Annotated in this window: 18 protein-coding genes and 1 pseudogene; 12 read left to right on the top strand and 7 right to left on the bottom strand. The window is 69.5% G+C overall.

Going from position 1 to position 16,387, the window contains the following annotated elements; genetic code table 11:
- Positions 1-170 precede the first annotated feature (170 nt).
- Positions 171-1,331, top strand: coding sequence for an FAD-dependent oxidoreductase (locus tag QOL99_RS07670; protein WP_285522745.1), 1,161 nt, complete (start codon positions 171-173; stop codon positions 1,329-1,331).
- A 155-nt stretch (positions 1,332-1,486) separates the two neighbouring features.
- Here the strand turns inward: QOL99_RS07670 and QOL99_RS07675 are convergent, their stop codons facing one another.
- The 3 genes from QOL99_RS07675 to QOL99_RS07685 form a co-directional block, all read right to left on the bottom strand.
- Positions 1,487-2,443, bottom strand: coding sequence for a hypothetical protein (locus QOL99_RS07675; protein WP_285522746.1), 957 nt, complete (start codon positions 2,441-2,443; stop codon positions 1,487-1,489).
- Positions 2,444-2,451: 8 nt separating this feature from the next.
- Entirely contained in the window at positions 2,452-3,186 is a 735-nt protein-coding gene (locus QOL99_RS07680; RefSeq protein ID WP_285522748.1) for a M23 family metallopeptidase, read from the bottom strand.
- A 65-nt stretch (positions 3,187-3,251) separates the two neighbouring features.
- On the bottom strand, positions 3,252-4,037 hold the full coding sequence (locus QOL99_RS07685; RefSeq protein WP_285522750.1) for an enoyl-CoA hydratase-related protein: 786 nt from the start codon (positions 4,035-4,037) through the stop codon (positions 3,252-3,254).
- Between the two features lie 36 nt (positions 4,038-4,073).
- Here QOL99_RS07685 and ruvX point away from each other — a divergent pair, with 36 nt between their 5' ends.
- The 11 genes from ruvX (at position 4,074) to QOL99_RS07740 (ending at position 14,050) form a co-directional block, all read left to right on the top strand.
- Complete coding sequence (gene ruvX / locus QOL99_RS07690; protein ID WP_285522771.1) at positions 4,074-4,472, top strand: Holliday junction resolvase RuvX; 399 nt, start codon at positions 4,074-4,076, stop codon at positions 4,470-4,472.
- Positions 4,473-4,675: 203 nt separating this feature from the next.
- Entirely contained in the window at positions 4,676-6,358 is a 1,683-nt protein-coding gene (locus QOL99_RS07695; RefSeq protein ID WP_285522772.1) for a long-chain fatty acid--CoA ligase, read from the top strand.
- A gap of 39 nt (positions 6,359-6,397) precedes the next feature.
- A complete protein-coding gene (locus tag QOL99_RS07700) occupies positions 6,398-7,408 on the top strand; it encodes an alpha/beta hydrolase (protein ID WP_285522751.1) in 1,011 nt (336 codons plus the stop codon).
- Between the two features lie 55 nt (positions 7,409-7,463).
- Positions 7,464-8,534: a peptidase C39 family protein gene (locus QOL99_RS07705; RefSeq protein ID WP_285522753.1), complete on the top strand. Its 1,071-nt coding sequence runs from the start codon at positions 7,464-7,466 to the stop codon at positions 8,532-8,534.
- 72 nt (positions 8,535-8,606) lie between these two features.
- Positions 8,607-10,235, top strand: coding sequence for a pilus assembly PilX N-terminal domain-containing protein (locus QOL99_RS07710; RefSeq protein ID WP_285522754.1), 1,629 nt, complete (start codon positions 8,607-8,609; stop codon positions 10,233-10,235).
- Positions 10,232-10,708 carry a pilus assembly FimT family protein gene (locus QOL99_RS07715; RefSeq protein ID WP_285522756.1) on the top strand — a complete coding sequence of 159 codons (477 nt, stop codon included), beginning with the start codon at positions 10,232-10,234 and terminating at the stop codon, positions 10,706-10,708. Before QOL99_RS07710 ends, QOL99_RS07715 begins: the two co-directional genes overlap by 4 nt.
- Positions 10,705-11,109: a PulJ/GspJ family protein gene (locus tag QOL99_RS07720; protein WP_285522758.1), complete on the top strand. Its 405-nt coding sequence runs from the start codon at positions 10,705-10,707 to the stop codon at positions 11,107-11,109. The genes QOL99_RS07715 and QOL99_RS07720 overlap by 4 nt, the downstream gene beginning before the upstream one ends.
- On the top strand, positions 11,106-11,870 hold the full coding sequence (locus tag QOL99_RS07725) for a type II secretion system protein (protein WP_285522760.1): 765 nt from the start codon (positions 11,106-11,108) through the stop codon (positions 11,868-11,870). The genes QOL99_RS07720 and QOL99_RS07725 overlap by 4 nt, the downstream gene beginning before the upstream one ends.
- Before the next feature lie 18 nt (positions 11,871-11,888).
- On the top strand, positions 11,889-12,731 hold the full coding sequence (locus QOL99_RS07730) for a hypothetical protein (protein WP_285522761.1): 843 nt from the start codon (positions 11,889-11,891) through the stop codon (positions 12,729-12,731).
- Between the two features lie 18 nt (positions 12,732-12,749).
- Positions 12,750-13,637, top strand: a complete 888-nt coding sequence (locus QOL99_RS07735; protein ID WP_285522762.1) for an alpha/beta fold hydrolase — start codon at positions 12,750-12,752, stop codon at positions 13,635-13,637.
- 26 nt (positions 13,638-13,663) lie between these two features.
- On the top strand, positions 13,664-14,050 hold the full coding sequence (locus QOL99_RS07740) for a 2Fe-2S iron-sulfur cluster-binding protein (protein WP_285522766.1): 387 nt from the start codon (positions 13,664-13,666) through the stop codon (positions 14,048-14,050).
- A gap of 132 nt (positions 14,051-14,182) precedes the next feature.
- On the opposite strand, the gene QOL99_RS07745 is transcribed toward QOL99_RS07740, so the two are convergent.
- From QOL99_RS07745 to QOL99_RS07760, 4 genes and pseudogenes are all read right to left on the bottom strand, one after another.
- A complete protein-coding gene (locus QOL99_RS07745; protein ID WP_285522767.1) occupies positions 14,183-14,989 on the bottom strand; it encodes a YetF domain-containing protein in 807 nt (268 codons plus the stop codon).
- Positions 14,986-15,192 (bottom strand): hypothetical protein, encoded by a 207-nt coding sequence (locus QOL99_RS07750; protein WP_285522773.1) that lies wholly within the window; start codon positions 15,190-15,192, stop codon positions 14,986-14,988. The genes QOL99_RS07745 and QOL99_RS07750 overlap by 4 nt, the downstream gene beginning before the upstream one ends.
- Positions 15,193-15,242: 50 nt before the next feature.
- Positions 15,243-16,274, bottom strand: a complete 1,032-nt coding sequence (gene mltG, locus QOL99_RS07755) for an endolytic transglycosylase MltG (RefSeq protein WP_285522769.1) — start codon at positions 16,272-16,274, stop codon at positions 15,243-15,245.
- Positions 16,271-16,387, bottom strand: a pseudogene (locus QOL99_RS07760) (carbohydrate kinase family protein); the annotation flags it as partial. The gene mltG and the pseudogene QOL99_RS07760, both read right to left, overlap by 4 nt.

The following is a 16,387-nucleotide window of genomic DNA, read 5'->3' on the forward strand; positions in this document are numbered from 1 at the left end:
GCAGCCGCACGGTGAGCTGCGGGCCGCTCGCCACCAGCACCCGCACGTCCAGCGCCCCGGCCGCGCCGGGAGCCGCCAGCGCCATGAGAAAGGTCAACATGCGCATGAATGACGCGAGTATACGCACCCCCCTGCGGCCCCGACTGACAGGGACGTGAGAGCATGCGGCCATGACGGACGGCCGGGCGGGACGGGTGTGGGCACACGTGGGGCAGCCCTTCATGGAGCGCGGGTACGACGTGGCCGTGCTGGGGGCCGGGAGGATGGGGGCCGCCTGCGCCCTGTACCTGCGGCGGCTGGCCCCTCATCTGCGGCTGCTGCTCGCCGAGCGCGGCGGCCTCCCCAACGAGGAGGGGGCGACCATCCTCGCGCCGGGGGTGTGGACCGCCTTCGACGTGCCGCCCGGCCGGGAGGCGGAGGCCGGGTGGACCCGCCCCAACCTGTTCGGGGACCCGGCCGCCGGGCCCCGCCCTCTCCTGCGCCTGCACCCGGACGAGGGCCCCGGCCGCCTCCCCATCCGGCAGCTCCTCGCCCGTTTTCCGGAGGCCGCGCCCCTGCTCGACCCGGGCGCCCTCCCCTGGGCCGAGGTGGACGAGGACGCCTCCACCTACCGCCCCGGCGCGGTGGCGCTGGCCTGCGGACAGGCGGCGGTGCGGGAGGGGGCCGACCTGCTGCTGAACACCCACGCGCACCTCACGCCCGGCGGGGTGCGCCTCGACCGCCTGACGGTCACGAACACCCACCAGATCGTCACCCACGAGACGCACGAGGTCCGCGCCGGGGTCGTGATCGTGGCGATGGGCGCCGACGGTCCCGCCGCCGCCGAGCAGGACCTGGGAATTCACACGGCGCACGGGCGGGCCTACCGCCAGTTTCCGCGCCTGAACACCCCCAGCGACGACCGGACCCCGGTCCTGCGGGCGGGCGGGCTGACCCTGCGCCCGCAGCACGGGGGCTTCACGGTGGTCCCGCCGCTGCACCACCGCGACCCCTCCGGCTACGTGCCGCAGGGCGGGCGCCTGACCGGGGTGCCGGTGGGCGTGCGCCGCGAAACGCTGGAAGACCTCACCCGCCTGATGGACGCCCTGCCCCCGCTGGCGACCGGGGCGCTGGAGATCGGCCGCAGCCTCGCGGACGTGCCCGGCGCGTGGGTGGCCCTGCCAGGGGGACGGGTGGACGCCCCGCCCCGTCACGAGGCGCTGGGCGAGGGGGCTCTGGGTGAGAGGGTGCACCTCCTTCTCGGTGGTCCCCTCGCGGACACGCTGGGGCTGGCGGTGGCCTACGACCTCGCGGCGCGGGTGGCGGGGGTGAGGGAGCGGCCGTGGGGGTAGGGGACCCCTCACCCCGCTGCTTCGCAGCGCCCCTCTCCCAGAGGTAGAGGAGGAAAGCCCTACCCAAAAGATTGGCGATGTTTTTCCCTCTCCCCTTGCGGGAGAGGGCCTTGCGCAGCAAGGGGAGAGGGGTCTTTCCAGCACGCCCCATTCCCTCACGGCAGCGTCAGCACCCGCAGGTTCCCGTCCTGCGCACTGAGGTAGGCCACCTTCTTGCCGTCCGGGCTGACCGACCAGTCGCCCTGCCGCACCTGATCCCCGAGGTCGCCCAGCGTGCGCCACGCGTTCGTGCCCACGTTGTACTCGCGCAGGACGTGTGGACCGCCGTCCGGGTCCAGCGGGATCAGCAGCAGGCGCCGGGCATCCCGCCAGCGGTACGAGCCGAACGCGCTGAGCTTCCGCGCCGCCCCGCCCGCCGTGGGCCGCAGCCACAGGCCATTGCGGGCCGCCGAGTCGAACGCCACGTAGTACGTCACCCACGCCCCGTCCGGGCTGAGGCTGACCCCCCGGAACGACAGCGCCGAGGCCAGCGTGCGCCGCGCTCCCGTGCGGGTGTCCAGCGTGAAGAGGTCGCGGTCCCGCGCCGCCGGGGTGCCCTTGCCGCTCAGCAGCAGCGTCGTCTCGCTGAGCCAGCCATGAATCCCCCCGCCGTACAGGGTGGCGACCTGCCGGGGCGAGCCGAACGCGTCCGCCACGAAGACGCGGGTGGCCCGGCGGTCGAAGTTGCCGCTGGTGTCCGAGCGGGTGTAGGCCAGCCGGTTTTCCGAGCGGGTCCACGTCACGTCCGCCCCGCGCGTGGGCAGGGTGAAGCGGCGGCGGTCGGCCAGCCGCTCCAGCGTGGTGTTCTCGCCCGTGCCCGGCCGCACCGCCCACAGCAAGCGGGGCGAGAAGAAGGCCACCGAGGAAAAGCGCCGGGTGACCTCTCCCCCGTTCGCGGGCACCCCATAGATGCCGGTGGCAGGCCGCGCCGGGGGACCGTCGAGGAACATCAGCGCCCGCGAGTCCGGCGTCCACACCGCGCCGGGGCAGCAGGTGCCGTTCAGGACAGACCTGGAGGGAAGGGTGGCCGCGAGCGCGGGCGAGCCCAGGGCCAGGGCCAGAGCCAGAGCCACAGCCCTCCTCACCGCGCTCCCCCCGGCGCGGGCGGCCAGGGCCGGGCGAACTCGTTGAGAATGGCCCCGCCCCGCCGCACCTCCGGCTGAGACTCGGGGGTCTGCCAGCGGCGCGGCGCGGCGAGGTCGTACTCGTAGCCGCGCCCAAAGGACCCCGCCAGCGCCAGCGAGTCCCAGTCGGCGGCGATGTAGGGCAATGGATTGAAAAAGCGCTGGTGCGAGCGGTCCCGCAACTCCAGATGCAGGTGCGGCGCACTCACGCAGGTGAACTGCGAGTCCCCGCTCTCCCCGATGATCTGCCCCCGCCCCACCCGCTGCCCGACCCGCAGGCTGGAGCGCACCCGCAGGTGCCCGTACAGGCTGCTGAGGTTCCCGGCGTGGTCGATCACCACGTTGTGCGGGGGGCTGCCGTGCGGGCCGTCCACCTCGGCCACCACCCCGTCCCCGATCGAGCGCACCGGGGTGCCGCACGGCGCGCTGAAATCCAGCCCCGCGTGCAGCCCCTGGAGGTTCCCGTAGGTCGAGCGCCGCTGGCGGTAGGCCCCGGTCGTGTTGCCGTAGCCCTGCCCCAGCAGCCAGGTATCCGGCCCCGGCGCCCCCGCGAAGGGCAGCCCGAACTGCCGGGCGGGTCTGGCGATCGCGCTGTCGGGCAGGGCGGGCGCGTAGTGCGCCAGCGCCACGGCGGACGCGGCCAGGAGTCCCCCCGCCGCCACTGTTCGGATTCGGATGGCCCTGAGTCGCATGGCCGATGCTGACCCGGCGCAGGCGCGGGGACGGTGGGGGGAGTTACAGGGAGGCGGTCAGCCGCTCACCCCTCCCGCCGGAAGTCCGGTGCCCGCCGCGCCCCAAAGGCCGTCACGCCCTCCTCGTGCTCCCAGTGGTCCCCGGCGAGCTGCTGCAACTCGGCCTCGAGGTCGAGCGCCTGATCCAGCGTGCTGTTCAAAGCCGCGTTCAGCGCCCGCTTGGTGAGCCCCAGCGCGTGCAGGGGCCGCGCCGCCAGCCGCTCGGCGTACTGCTGCACCTCCTCCCGGAAACTCTCGTCGGGGTAGACGTGCTCGCACAGGCCCAGCCGCAGCGCGTCCTGCGGTCCCACCTTCTCGGCGAGCGCCATCAGCTCGAAGGCCCGGTGATAGCCCACCAGCCGGGGCAGAAACCACGTGCTGCCCGAGTCCGGCACCAGCGCGATATTGGAAAAGACCTCGATCAGGCTGGCCGACCCCGCCCACAGCCGGATGTCGCCCGACAGCGCGAGGCTGGCCCCGGCCCCCGCCGCGACCCCGTTGACGGCGGTGATCACGGGCTTGTCCAGCCCCCGGATGGTCCGGATCAAGGGGTTATAGGTGTGGTTCAGGTGTTCGGTGAAGGTCATGTCCCGCCCTGACACGTCCCCGAGGTCCTGCCCGGCGCAAAAGCCGCGGCCCGCGCCCGTGATCACCACGACCCGCACCTCGGGGTCGCGGCCCGCCGCCTCCAGTTCCCCGGTCAGCGTGAGCAGCAGCGCGTCGTTCGCGGCGTTGAGCTTGTCGGGCCGGTTGAGGGTCAGGGTGCGCACCCCGGCTTGGGTCCGGGACAGGATCACGGGTTCGCTGGTCATGGGGGCAGCGTAGCGCCTGCGCCCCTGCGCCCTACACTGACCCGCGTGACGCCCCAGCCCCTCCCCACCATCCTCGCGCTGGACGTGAGCAAGTCCCGCATCGGCTTCGCGGTGAACACCGGGCGCCTGGCTTTTGGACGGGGCAGCGTGCCCAGGAAGCGGCTGCCGCTGGACCTCAAGGCCGTGCGCCTCAAGGTCGAGGAGACAGGCGCGGAGCTGCTGCTGCTGGGCCTTCCCCTGCGGACGGACGGCGCCCACAGCCCCGCTGCCGACCGGGCGCGGGCCTTCGGCCGGGTGCTGGAGGACAAGGGCTACCGGGTGAAATATCAGGACGAACGCTTCTCCACCCAGCGGGCCCGGGCCCTCGGCGCCTCCGACGAGGACGAGGCAGCGGCGGTGGAGATTCTGGAGCTGTATCTGCTGAGCGCCAGCTAAGCATCCGCGGCGCCCGGCCCTTACAATGGCTCCCTCAGCTCTCCGCAGTTCCGATTCCCGGCGGCCCCGCCCGCCAAGGAGGCCCCATGCAAGGCACCATGATGGACGTTCCCCTCACCATCCCCTTCATCCTCGAACGCGCCCGCACGATCTATGCCGGGCGCGAGGTCGTCAGCCTGCTGGTCGCCGGACGCGACGAGGNGATGGACGTTCCCCTCACCATCCCCTTCATCCTCGAACGCGCCCGCACGATCTATGCCGGGCGCGAGGTCGTCAGCCTGCTGGTCGCCGGACGCGACGAGGCGGGGCAACCTATCCCCCACAAGCACCGCACGACCTACGGCGCGGTGGCGGACCGGGCCCTGCGGCTGGGCACGGCGCTGGGGGGCCTCGGCCTGAATCCCGGCGACCGGGTGGCGACCCTGGCGGTCAACTCGTTCCGGCACCTTGAGGCTTACCTGGGCGTGCCCAGCGCGGGCTTCGTGCTGCACACGGTCAATATCCGGCTGCACCCCGAGCAGATCGCCTGGATTCTGAACCATGCGGAAGACCGGGTGCTCCTGATCGAGAACGTCTTCGCGGCGATGATCCCGGCGCTGAAGGCCGCCTGCCCCGCGCTGGAACACATCGTCGTGCTGGGGCCGCTGCCGCAGGCGATTCCCGGCGTGCTGGACTACGACTCCTGGGTGATGGCCCACGAGCCGATGGGGCGTTACCCGCGCCTGGACGAGAACGACGCCGCCGCCATGTGCTACACCTCCGGCACGACCGGGAACCCCAAGGGCGTGCTGTACACCCACCGCTCGACGGTGCTGCACTCGCTCGCCAGCGCTCCCAAGGACGCGCTGAACGTGGGCGAGCGTGACGTGGTGCTGCCCGTCGTGCCGATGTTTCACGTCAACGCCTGGGGCCTGCCCTACACCTGTGCGATGTACGGGGCGGCGCAGGTCTTCGGCGGGGCCTTCAGCGACGGCCCGACCCTGGCCCGGCTGATGCAGGACGAGCACGTGACCATCACCGCGGGGGTGCCGACGATCTGGATGGGCCTGCTGGCCGAACTCGACCGGGCGAAGGCGGCGGGCGAGCCTTACGAGCTTTCGCGGCTGGAGCGGCTGGTGGTGGGCGGCTCAGCGGCCCCCGAGAGCATGATCCGCGCCTTCGAGGAGCGGCATGGCCTCAGCCTCGCGCACGCCTGGGGCATGACCGAGACGCATCCGCTGGGGACCGCCAGCATCGTGCCGGTGGGCGTCGACGAGCGCAGCGACGAGGGTTACCGTCTGCGGGCCAAGCAGGGCCAGCCCGTGCCGCTGGTCTTCCTGGAGATCGTCTCGGAGGAGGGCGAGCCCCTCCCTCACGACGGCCAGACGATGGGCCGCCTGATCGCGCGGGGGCCGTGGATCGCCAGCTCGTACTTCAAGGGCGAGGGCGAAGGCAGCTTCTTTGAGCGCGACGGCGAGCTGTGGTTCGACACCGGGGACATCGCCACCCTCGACGGGCGCGGCTACATGCACATTCAGGACCGGGCCAAGGACCTGATCAAGTCGGGCGGCGAGTGGATCAGCTCGGTGGACCTCGAGAACGCGATCATGGCCCACCCGGCCGTCGCGCAGTGCGCCGTGATCGCCATGGACGACCCCAAATGGGACGAGCGCCCGCTGGCCGTGGTTACCCTGCGCGAGGGCGGGCAGGTGACCCACGAGGAACTGCGCGATTTCCTGGCGCCGAAGTTCGCCAAGTGGTGGCTGCCCGACGCGACCATCTTCGCCGCGAGCCTGCCCATCGGGGCGACGGGCAAGTTTCTCAAGCGCGAGCTGCGCGAGCAGTACCGGGGCTACCCCCACACCCACGAGACGCACCACGCCAATCTCTCGGGTGAGGGCAGCTGATTCCTGACCCGCTGAGGCTCAGCCCGTAGAATCCCCCCTATGGCCGTTTCGGTGCGGGGACAACAGGTGACTTTCATTCCCCCGGCGGGTGCTGCGGCGCTCGTCGGGGATTTCACGGACTGGCGCAAGCGGGCGGCCCTCCCGGTCGTCGGGGGGCAATCCATCACGCTGACGCTGCCGCGCGGGGCCTGGGTGGAATACGCCTGGCTGGACGCGCAGGGCAAGGCGTTTCCCGACCCCGACAACGCGCAGAAGTCACTCAACCCGTGGTGGCCCTACCCCCGCGCCGCCGTCGTCGGGGAATACGTGCGGCACCCCGTCTGGCACCTCCCCGACGCGACCCAGAAGGGCACCGCCCACCGACTGACCTGGCCGGGCGAGGTGCTTCCCGGCACCCGCCGCGCCATCGTCTACACCCCGCACGGCCACGACCCGGCGCGGCCCACGCCCGTCTACTACGTGCAGGACGGGGTGGCTTTTTACCGCACCGGGCGGCTGGGCGAGGTCATGGACCGGGCGGTGGAGGCGGGGCTGGCCTCGGGCGCGGTGCTCGTCTTCGTGGAGCCGGGCGACCGCAGCGCCGAGTACTACCTCAATGACCGCTACCTCGACTTCCTGCGCGGCGAGGTCTTTCCCCGGGTGGAGGGCGTCCACGCGACCGCCTCCGAGCGGGGGCTGTGGGGCGCAAGCCTGGGCGGGCTGATCTCGCTGCATCTGGGAAGTGGGCATCCGGAGCTGTTCTCGCGGGTGGTGAGCCACTCCGGGGCCTTCATCGCCCGGCCCGGCGCCACCGACCCGGACGGCACCATCGACACGACCACGGCAGGCGAGTGGCTGCGCGAACGGCTGGAGGCCAGCCCGCCCCGGCACCTGCGGGTGAGCCTGGATACCGGGGTGCTGGAATGGCTCACCGCGCCGAACCGCCGGATGGCCGCCTCGCTCGCCGACCTGGGCGTGGGGCACCAGTACCGCGAGTATCCCAGCGGCCACAACTGGGTGACGTGGCGCGACGCGCTGCCCGAAGCGTTCCTGTACATGCAGGGGACGTGATCCCGCCCCCCGGCACTCACCCGCCCGGACCCCCTCACGCGCCACAATCGGCCCCATGCGTGCCCCTCTTCTCGCGGCGCTGCTCCTCGCGGGCGGCGCGGAGGCCCTGACCATGACCTATCCGAACTCCACCACCGTGCTGCACGAGCGGGCGGCCGACTGGCAGGGGGCCACGCTCGCGGGGGTGGGGGTGCGCGGCGACACGCTGACCCTCGCGCCCGGCAAGGCGTCGGGCACGCTCACCAGCCCGCCCGTGAAGGTGCCCGCCTTCGACGAACTCGTGCCCTCGTGGAACGCGGGGACGGCGGGGGGTGGCAGCGTCACCGTGGAGGTGCGGACACAGGGGGCGGGGGGCACCTGGAGCCGCTGGTTTTCCTTCGGGACGTGGCAGCGGACCGACGGGCGAACCTCGGTGAACGGGCAGCGCGACGCGGCGGGGCAGGTCCTGACCGACACCCTGCGCCTGAGCGCCCGGGCCAGCGCCTACCAGTACCGGGTGACCCTGCGCGGGGCAGGCACCGAGGTTCGGCTCATCGGGATGAACACCAGCGACCGCGCCCGCCGCAGCGCGGGGCTGGGGCACCCCGGCGACCGGGCGGCCTGGGGCAAGGTGGTGGACGTGCCGATGCGGTCGCAGATGCTCTATCCGGACGGCGGCGAGGTGTGGTGCAGCCCGACGAGCGTCTCGATGCTCCTGGCGCGGCACGGGGTGAACGTACCCGTCCCGCAGGCGGCGAAGGGCACCTTCGACCGGGCGTATGGGGGCACTGGCAACTGGGCCTTCAACGCGGCGTATGCGGGCGAGCAGGGGATGCGGGCCTTTGTGACCCGGCTGCCCCACCTCGCGGCGGCCGAGCGGTACACGGCGGCGGGCGTGCCGCTGGCCGTCAGCCTGGGTTGGAAGAAGGGCGAGCTGCCCGGCGCCCCCCTGAGCTACAGCGACGGCCACCTGATGGTGCTGGTGGGCTTCGACGCCCAGGGAAACCCCGTGCTGAACGACCCCGCCGCCCCCACCGACGCGGGCGTGCGCCGCACCTACCCCCGCGCGGCCTTCGAGCGGCTGTGGCTGGGGCACTCGGGCGGGCTGAGCTACGTGATCGCGCCGCCGGGCGTGCGGCTGCCCTGAGGCAGAGCTTTTCTGTCCTGGCGCCCCTGATCAGGTGTTTCGCTGTCAGGCCCCCCTCTCTACAGTGGGGGCATGAGTGTTCACGTCCTTCGTCCCCGCAGGCGCCGCCGCGAAGAGGGCATCGCGCTGGTGGTTGTCCTTCTCTTCACGGCGGTTGTCCTCACGATCGTGGTGAGCACCACCGCCACGCTCGCGCTGGGGGCACGGGGAGGCGGCGTGAACGAGCGGGCGGCCTACCAGGCGCTGCTGGCGGCGGAGAGTGGGCTCAATACCTTCGAGGCACGGGTAAAGGCGCTGGGGAAATATCCAGGCAATGGAACCCAGAGTGTCGTGAACCAGTGGTGGACGGATAACCCCAACCTCAAAGACTATGGCGACGCCGAGTTGGAGGTCACCGCCAAACCCGGCGGCAAGGAGATCACAGTAACTTCTACGGGCCGAGTGTTGGGTGGGACCAAGATTGCAGTGCAAGACTATAGTCTGGCCGTCGACAAGGGCTTCAAATTCCGTCCCCGTTCTGCCGTTACCTCTATTCCTCCGATCGACGCCACCGGAAGTGCCTCTGTCGGGGGTAAGGCCAACGATGGTGTGGTGGCAAAAGTCAGAGATTCAACCATCAATCTGGCTGCTGGGACGACCACAGTGACGCTTCCTCTAAATAGCCCGATAGGAACCAATACGTCCATCAGTAGTGACGAAATGTCCGGCCTGCTGGTGGGCGATTACATCAAAGTCAGTGGCGTGACCTTCCGGATAGACTCCAAAAGCGAGACTTCCGTGACCGTTACTCGTGTCCCCGCAGCTTCCGCAACTGTTTTGCCATTGACAGGAAACGTGACCTTGATGCTGAACGCGGTGGCGAGCAGCTATACCACAGTGGCTGATCCCATGCGCATCGAAGCGTCCAACTTTGGAGACTTCGTGGTCGGAGAGAAGGTGACCATCGGGGGCAAGGAAGCCGTCGTGACCAAGGTCGGCCCCAACGAGAACGAGCCTGAAGGCGAGTACATCGATATAGATTGGGTAGGGACTCAACCCACGACACTGCCTGAGGGCACCCAGATTCTCCGTGACATCACGGCTCTTCGGAGTGCGTCCACCATCCAGGTTCCACACAACAAGACAGATGCCTATGCCATGGACGGTGACCCCGACTGCACAGCAAGTGGAAATGGAAATAACGCGGTTATCACCTGTGAGGCGGCAAACGACCCCCTTCTCAATCAGAATATCGCGGAGAATGAAACTTTCTTCACCAACAGTATTTTTGGTGTAAGCGATAGCAAACTCGATGAGATCGTTCCTCTCGAAACCGATGTCAGCTCCGACTTCCAGATGAATGGCGAGATCAGGAGGATCAGGGCCGCCGACCTGGAAATCGCTATCAAGAACAAGACTTCCTCGGGCATTCTTATTGTTGATGGAGACGTGAACTGGACAGGTGGCGGAAGCTCGACTTTCAACGGTTTCATCTACTTCCGTGGCAATCAGGGTGGAAAGCTGAACGGCAATCTGACGGTCAGTGGGGGAATCGCCGTTCGCGGCGGCCCTATCGAGGGTATCAACAGCGGCGACGATCTCGAGACGGACCTTACCGGTAACTTGACTGTCAATTACCAGGCCACAGCCCTGCGCCGCTACTTCATCAATAACGGAGAAAAGAAGATCAAGCCTATTCAGGGCACCTGGAGACAGCAGTGAAGTCTCAGGGCTTTACCCTCATCGAGCTACTGCTGGTGATCGCCATCATTGGCATTCTGGCCGCCCTGGGCATCATGAACTATGCGCGGTGGCGAGCCAGTTCCGCTGTGATGGAAGGCGCGGTGCAGTTTGCGCAGGCTATCAATGCCACGCGCACAGGGGCAAAGAAGGCGAACGCCTGCTGGCAGATCCGGCTGACCGGCACTGCGACCAACGTGACGCAGTACCAGGTCAACCGGTTCACGACCTCAAGTTGTACTGGCACCCCCGACACGAGCAGCACCTATACCTTGCCTTCGCAAACCCGTATCAGCCTGACCAGTGGTGCAGCAAGCAACAACGTGAACTTTGTGCCGCCCTATGCCACTACAGACGCTTCGCCCAACAGCTACAGCGTGACGTGGGCAGCAAACCCGAGCATCAGCCGCACAGTGCGAATTACCAGCATCCTAGGCAAGGTGGTGGTCAAATGAAGGGGCGAGCTGAGGAAGGCCTGACGCTTATAGAAGTGTTGGTGGCCCTGTCCATCTTCGCCATCGTGTCGGTGGCGGTGCTGTCCATGTTTCCAGCCATCTTCAAGCTCAACAGCCAGACGCGGGCTGACCAGGCAGTGACTATCGGGGCCAAGCAGTACCTTGAAAGTGTCCGGCTCGAGTTTGCGACGGCAGCGGACTTCGATGCCGCCACAACCAGTAGCCTAGCAGCCGGGCCCTCGGGTGCGTCAGTCAACAATTACGAGTGCGCACCTGCCGTGACCAACACCGCAACTGACAGTAGCAGCACCGTCATCATCAAACGGGTTACGTTGACCTGCACGCATGACACCGAGAAAGACCAGACCTTTGTCCTCGATTTTGGGAGGCCGTCGTCGTGAGGGGGCAGGGCGAGCGCGGGCTAACGCTGGTCGAGATGCTGATCGCCATGGCGATTATGGGCGTCGTCTTGGTCCTGGTGACCAATTGGCAGGTCTCCACCCTGAGCATCTCGACGCGGACCAACGCCATGTCGCAGCGCCTCAGTGATCTGACGGACGTAACGGGATATGTGGGGGACCGAGTCCGGTCCGCCCTGCGGGTGCGGGTAGCCCAATCGGGCAGTGGGATCAAGATCAACGGCTCCGACTGTACAGACGATAATCCCTGTCTCTTGGTAGTGCTGCCTGAAAACACAGATACGGGCGTCATCACCAAGTACAACTTGTATGTCTACCGTATCGCTCCACGTTCCGACGTCAACGCGGATTTCAAGGTAACCGACGAGTGGGCGGAAGACGCTGTCGTCATCCTCAACGAGTACCGCTCGGAGGATTCGGGCAGCTCTCCTGCCAACTGCGTGCCCAATACATCCACTACACCGCCCAAGACCTTTGAAACGGATACGTCGTCAGCCTGTACAGCCATGCGGAACATCACCTCGACAGGCAGCCACACCCTGAGCAGTTTCGGAAAATATCTTGTCTCCGACTACCTCACGCCCGCCGATGAACTGGGCAGCGGGACCGTTCCCTTTCAGTACGACGCCACAAACAAAACGATGACCCTCCGCTTTCAGAGCAAGTATCAGCTTCGGGGCGTGCCCCAGCTTCTCCCCGCCACCCCCTACACCCTCAAGGTGCAAGCCCGCAACGTCCAGTAACCGCCCTACACTCCCCCCATGCTCTTTCCCACCCGCTGCCCCGAGTGCGCCCGCGAGGTCCGGGCAGAATTCGCCGACAGCGCGGTCCACGACCTGACCTGTCCGCACTGCGGGGCCGAATTCTGCGTGCTGGTGCGCAAGCACAAGTTCGAGGTGCTGTTCGATCTGGGCACGCGGGCGCTGATGGACGGCTACGCGCGGGAGGCGGTGGCGACCTTCGCGGCGGCGCTGGAACGCTTCTTCGAGTTCTACGTGCGGGCGGCCGTGCTGGAGCGGATGGCGGACGGCGAGACCGAGTTCGCGGGGGCGCTCGCGGCGCTGGACGGCACCTGGAAGCACGTCTCGGCGCAGTCGGAGCGGCAACTGGGGATGTTCGCGCTGGCCTACCTGCTGCGCGAGGGCCGCCCACCCGACTTCCTGACCCCGCAGGCGCTGGGCAGCGACTTTCGCAACCGGGTGGTGCACCGCGGCGCACTGCCCCGCCGCGAGGAGGTCGAGACCTACGCCGCCCGCGTCTTCGCGCTGATCGACCGCCTGCTGACCGAACTGGGCGAGGGGGCCGCCCACGCCGCGCTCGCGCAGGAGGCCGAGTTCGCGGCGCACCTCGCGCGGCTGCCGGGGCACGTCACCGCCGTCTTCGAGGAGCATCCCGGCATGTTCCGTGCCCGGCGTTTCGGCGGCGAGGCGCCGGGCAAGGCCGCCCCGGACAAGGCGTCTCCGACCTCCCGCGCCGCCCCGCCCCGCAACGACGCGCAGACCTTTGCGCGGGCGCTGGCCGAGCGGGGGCCGGGGCTGGAGCACCTGCTGCGGGACCCCTCCCTGCAAGACCGCTTCTGGAAGGGAGGCGGGAGACGGTCCTGAAGCCCCCTACACTGGGGCATGACCACTCCCGAGACAGACCTCCGGCACCGCCACGTCGTCACGAACGGGGTGCGGCTGCATGTCGTGGAGGCGGGGCCGGAAAGTGGCCCCCCGGTCGTCCTGCTGCACGGCTTTCCCGAGTTCTGGGAAGGCTGGACCCGGCAGATCGGTCCCCTCGCCCGCGCGGGCTTCCGGGTGATCGTGCCCGACCTGCGCGGCTATAACCTCAGCGAGAAGCCGCCCGGGGTGCGGGCTTACCGGGTCAGCGCCTTGCAGGAGGACGTGGCGGGCCTGATCCGGGCGCTGGGATACACGCGGGCGGATGTCGTGGGGCACGACTGGGGCGGGATCATCGCCTGGGCGCTGGCGCTGCGGCAGCCGGAGGTCGTGGGGCGGCTGGTGATCCTGAATGCGCCGCACCCCGCCGCCTACCGCCGGGCACTGCGCAGGCCCGCGCAGTGGGCGCGGTCGTGGTACGTCCTCTTCTTTCAGCTTCCCTGGCTGCCCGAACAGATGCTGCCGCGCTTCGGGCGCTGGGCGCTGCGGGGCACCAATCCGGCGGCCTACCTCCCCGACGAGCGGCGGCGCTACGAGAAAGCGTGGGCACGGCCGGGTGCGGCGACCGCGATGATCCACTATTACCGGGCGATGGTGCGGCTGGGTGGGCTGGGGCGGGGGGGCAGCCCGGTCCCGCCCATCCGGGTGCCCACGCTGGTGCTGTGGGGCGAGCGGGACGCAGCGCTGCTGCCCGAACTCGCAGGCGGGCTGGAGGAGTGGGTGCCCGGCGTGCGGGTGGTGCGCCTGCCCCGTGCGAGCCACTGGGTCATGCGCGACGAGCCGCTGCGGGTGAACAACCTGCTGCTGGAGTTCCTGTCGGGGTCAGTGCTGCCGGGGCCTGTGACCTGAATCCCCTTTCGTGCCATCCTCGGCCCATGACGATGGACACGGTGCAGATCAGGGTCGAGGGGTACGGCGAGGTCACGGCGCGGGCGGGCGAGCGGCTGGTGCTGGCGCTGGAGCGCGGCGGGGTGGATATCCTGCACCGCTGCGGGGGCGTGGCCCGCTGCACGACCTGCCGGGTGGGCTTCTCGGAGGGCGAACCGGACCTGATGACGCTCGCCGAGCACGACAAGCTCGTGGAAAAGGGGCTGCTGGGGCAGGCGCGGCTTTCCTGCCAGATCGAGTGCGCGGGGGGCATGGCCGTGACGCCGCTGCAAACGGCGCGGTCGAGCGGGCTGGAACCCGGCAAGGCGCCCGCCGAGCAGATCGAACCCCAGCCCGAGTGGACCACCCGGCCGGGGGCGTCGACCGAGGGCTGAGCGGCCTCTGGGGCATTCGCCGTCAGAGATGGCCCTGCTGTTCTGACCCTCCCCCCTTGCGGGACTCGCACAGCTGCTCGCCGGGAGGGCCTGGCGAGAGCCTGGGGTGAGGGGGGCTTCTGGGCAAACGCTCTAACCCGGCGTCGTGCTGGGGCCGCCCCCCAGCGGACCGCCGAGGCCCGGACGGTGGTCGCCCCCATCGCGGCCGGAGCCGTCACGGGCGGAGCCGCGCGACGGTCCCCCCAGCGGTTCGGTGGTGGCGTGGGTCCAGTCCTCACGCCCGCAGTGGGAGCAGGGAGGAACGGGGCCGTCCACGGGGCAGACCGCGCCGCAGTGGGTGCAGGCGAGGTGGCCCCGAACGTCTCCCGTCACCGAGTCGGGCCGCTCCAGGTCCCAGGGGGGCACGATCGGCAGGCCCGGCGGCGCACCTTCCGCGTGCAGGAACACGCTGAGGTTGCCGTCCTGCTCGAAGTAGACGCGCTGCACCTCCCCGAGCTGCCGCACCCCGGCGACCCGCAGACGCTCGAAGAGGTCCTCGCGGCTGAGGTTGGAGCGGTCGAGCGCCACGTTCGACATGACCCCGTCGCGGACAAGTTCGACCGGGGTGCCCTCGATAAAGGTCTCGACCGTCTCGTTCTTGATGACGAGCCAGGCGAGCAGGCGCTGCATCCCCACCACCAGCGCGAGCACCAGCATCGCGTGCGCGAGCGGCACCTCCGGGTAGAGCATCGGGTCGCCCGCCGCCGACCCCAGCCCAATCACGATGGCGAGCTCAAGGGGACTGAGCTGCGCCAGCCCCCGCTTGCCCACCAGCCGCAGCAGCAGCAGCAGCCAGCCGAAAATCACGACCGTCCGCAGGGCGATCTCCAGGAAAAACAGCGGCGAGAACTCGCCCAGAAACATCCGCCCCAGGTCGAGCGGGACCATCTCGGCGTTCACGGGGGGGGCTCCGGCCGGACCTGTTGCCCTTCGCCCAGGTCGGCCTCGGTCAGCCCCAGTCCGGCGAGCACCTGGCCGCGCGTCCAGCCCACGTGGGCGGCGAGGTCCGCGAGGGCCGCCCCGAACTCCGGGGAACCGGGGGAGAGCGGCCGCAGCCGCGCCCACAGCGCGTTGCGGCGCCTCAGGAACTCACGGTCGGGCATGGTCACTTTTCCCTCCCCTTTTCCTGCAAGCAGTCCCGGAAGCAGCCCCCTCAGCGGTAGGTCGCGTTGTCGCGCAGGTGCTCGGCGTAGGTGTGGTTGACGTAGATCTTGCCGTCCGGCGCGTGCAGGAAGTACAGGGCGTCGCGGCCGTCGGGCAGCTTGCGCTCGGCGTTCAGGACGCTCAGCAGGGCAGGCTGGCCGGGATTGTTGATCGGCCCGGCCGGGAGGCCCTGGCGGGTGTAGGTCGAGTAGGGCGTGTCCTTGGTAAAGTCGCCCGCCGAGCGGTCGAGTTCGGGAAGGTTCTTGCCCAGCCCGTAGGCGACGGTGGGATCGCTCCCCAGCGCGATGCCGTCACGCAGGCGGTTGAGAAAGACCCCGGCGATGATCGGCATCTCCGCGTTGTTGGCGGCCTCGGCCTGCACCATGCTGCCCAGAATCACCCAGTCGCGCACCGAGAGACCCAGCGCCCCGGCTTCCCGCACGTTCTCCGGGGTAAATTCCTGCTCCATGCGGGCGACCATTTCCCTCACGGCGTCGGCGGGCGTCTCTCCCACCCGGAACTCGTAGGTGGCCGGAAAGACGAAGCCCTCGAGGTTCTCCTGCTCGCCCCGCGCGTACTGGCTGAGAGAAGCGTCGTTCAGCGCCGCCTCGATGCCTGCGCGGTCGAAGCCCGCCTTCTCAAAGACCGGGGGAATGTCGCGGATGCGCCAGCCTTCGGGGACGGTCACGTTGACGGTGGGAATGCGGGCGGGTCCGGCGAGCATCTCGGCAACCTGATAGACGGTCATGTCGCCCCTCAGGTCGTAGAGGCCCTCCTTGAGGCTGCCCGCCGTGCCGTTTTGCCGCATCACGAACCTGAGGGCGTCGGCGTTTTTCACGATGCCCTTGTCCTGCAGCTCGCGGGCGACGGCGGGGAGGCTGTCGCCGGGCTCGACCTCCAGGGTGTAGGGGCTCCCCCCGGCGGGCTGGGTCAGGCCGCGCAGGTACACGAAGGCTCCGGCGGCGGCCAGCAGCAGCAGAATCACCAGCCCCAGCAGGAGCTTGACCCACAGGGCCGTCCTGCCCCCCTGAAGGCGGGTCATGCGGACACCCCGTCCACACCGTGCGCGGCCAGTCGCCGCCGCAGCTCGGCGTCGGCGGGGGGCCGGGCGCCGAAGCGCGACACCACCCAGCCGCCCACCTGCACGGCGAGGCG

Origin of the sequence: Deinococcus rhizophilus, from assembly GCF_030271215.1 — a bacterium.
GTDB classification, from domain to species: domain Bacteria; phylum Deinococcota; class Deinococci; order Deinococcales; family Deinococcaceae; genus Deinococcus; species Deinococcus rhizophilus.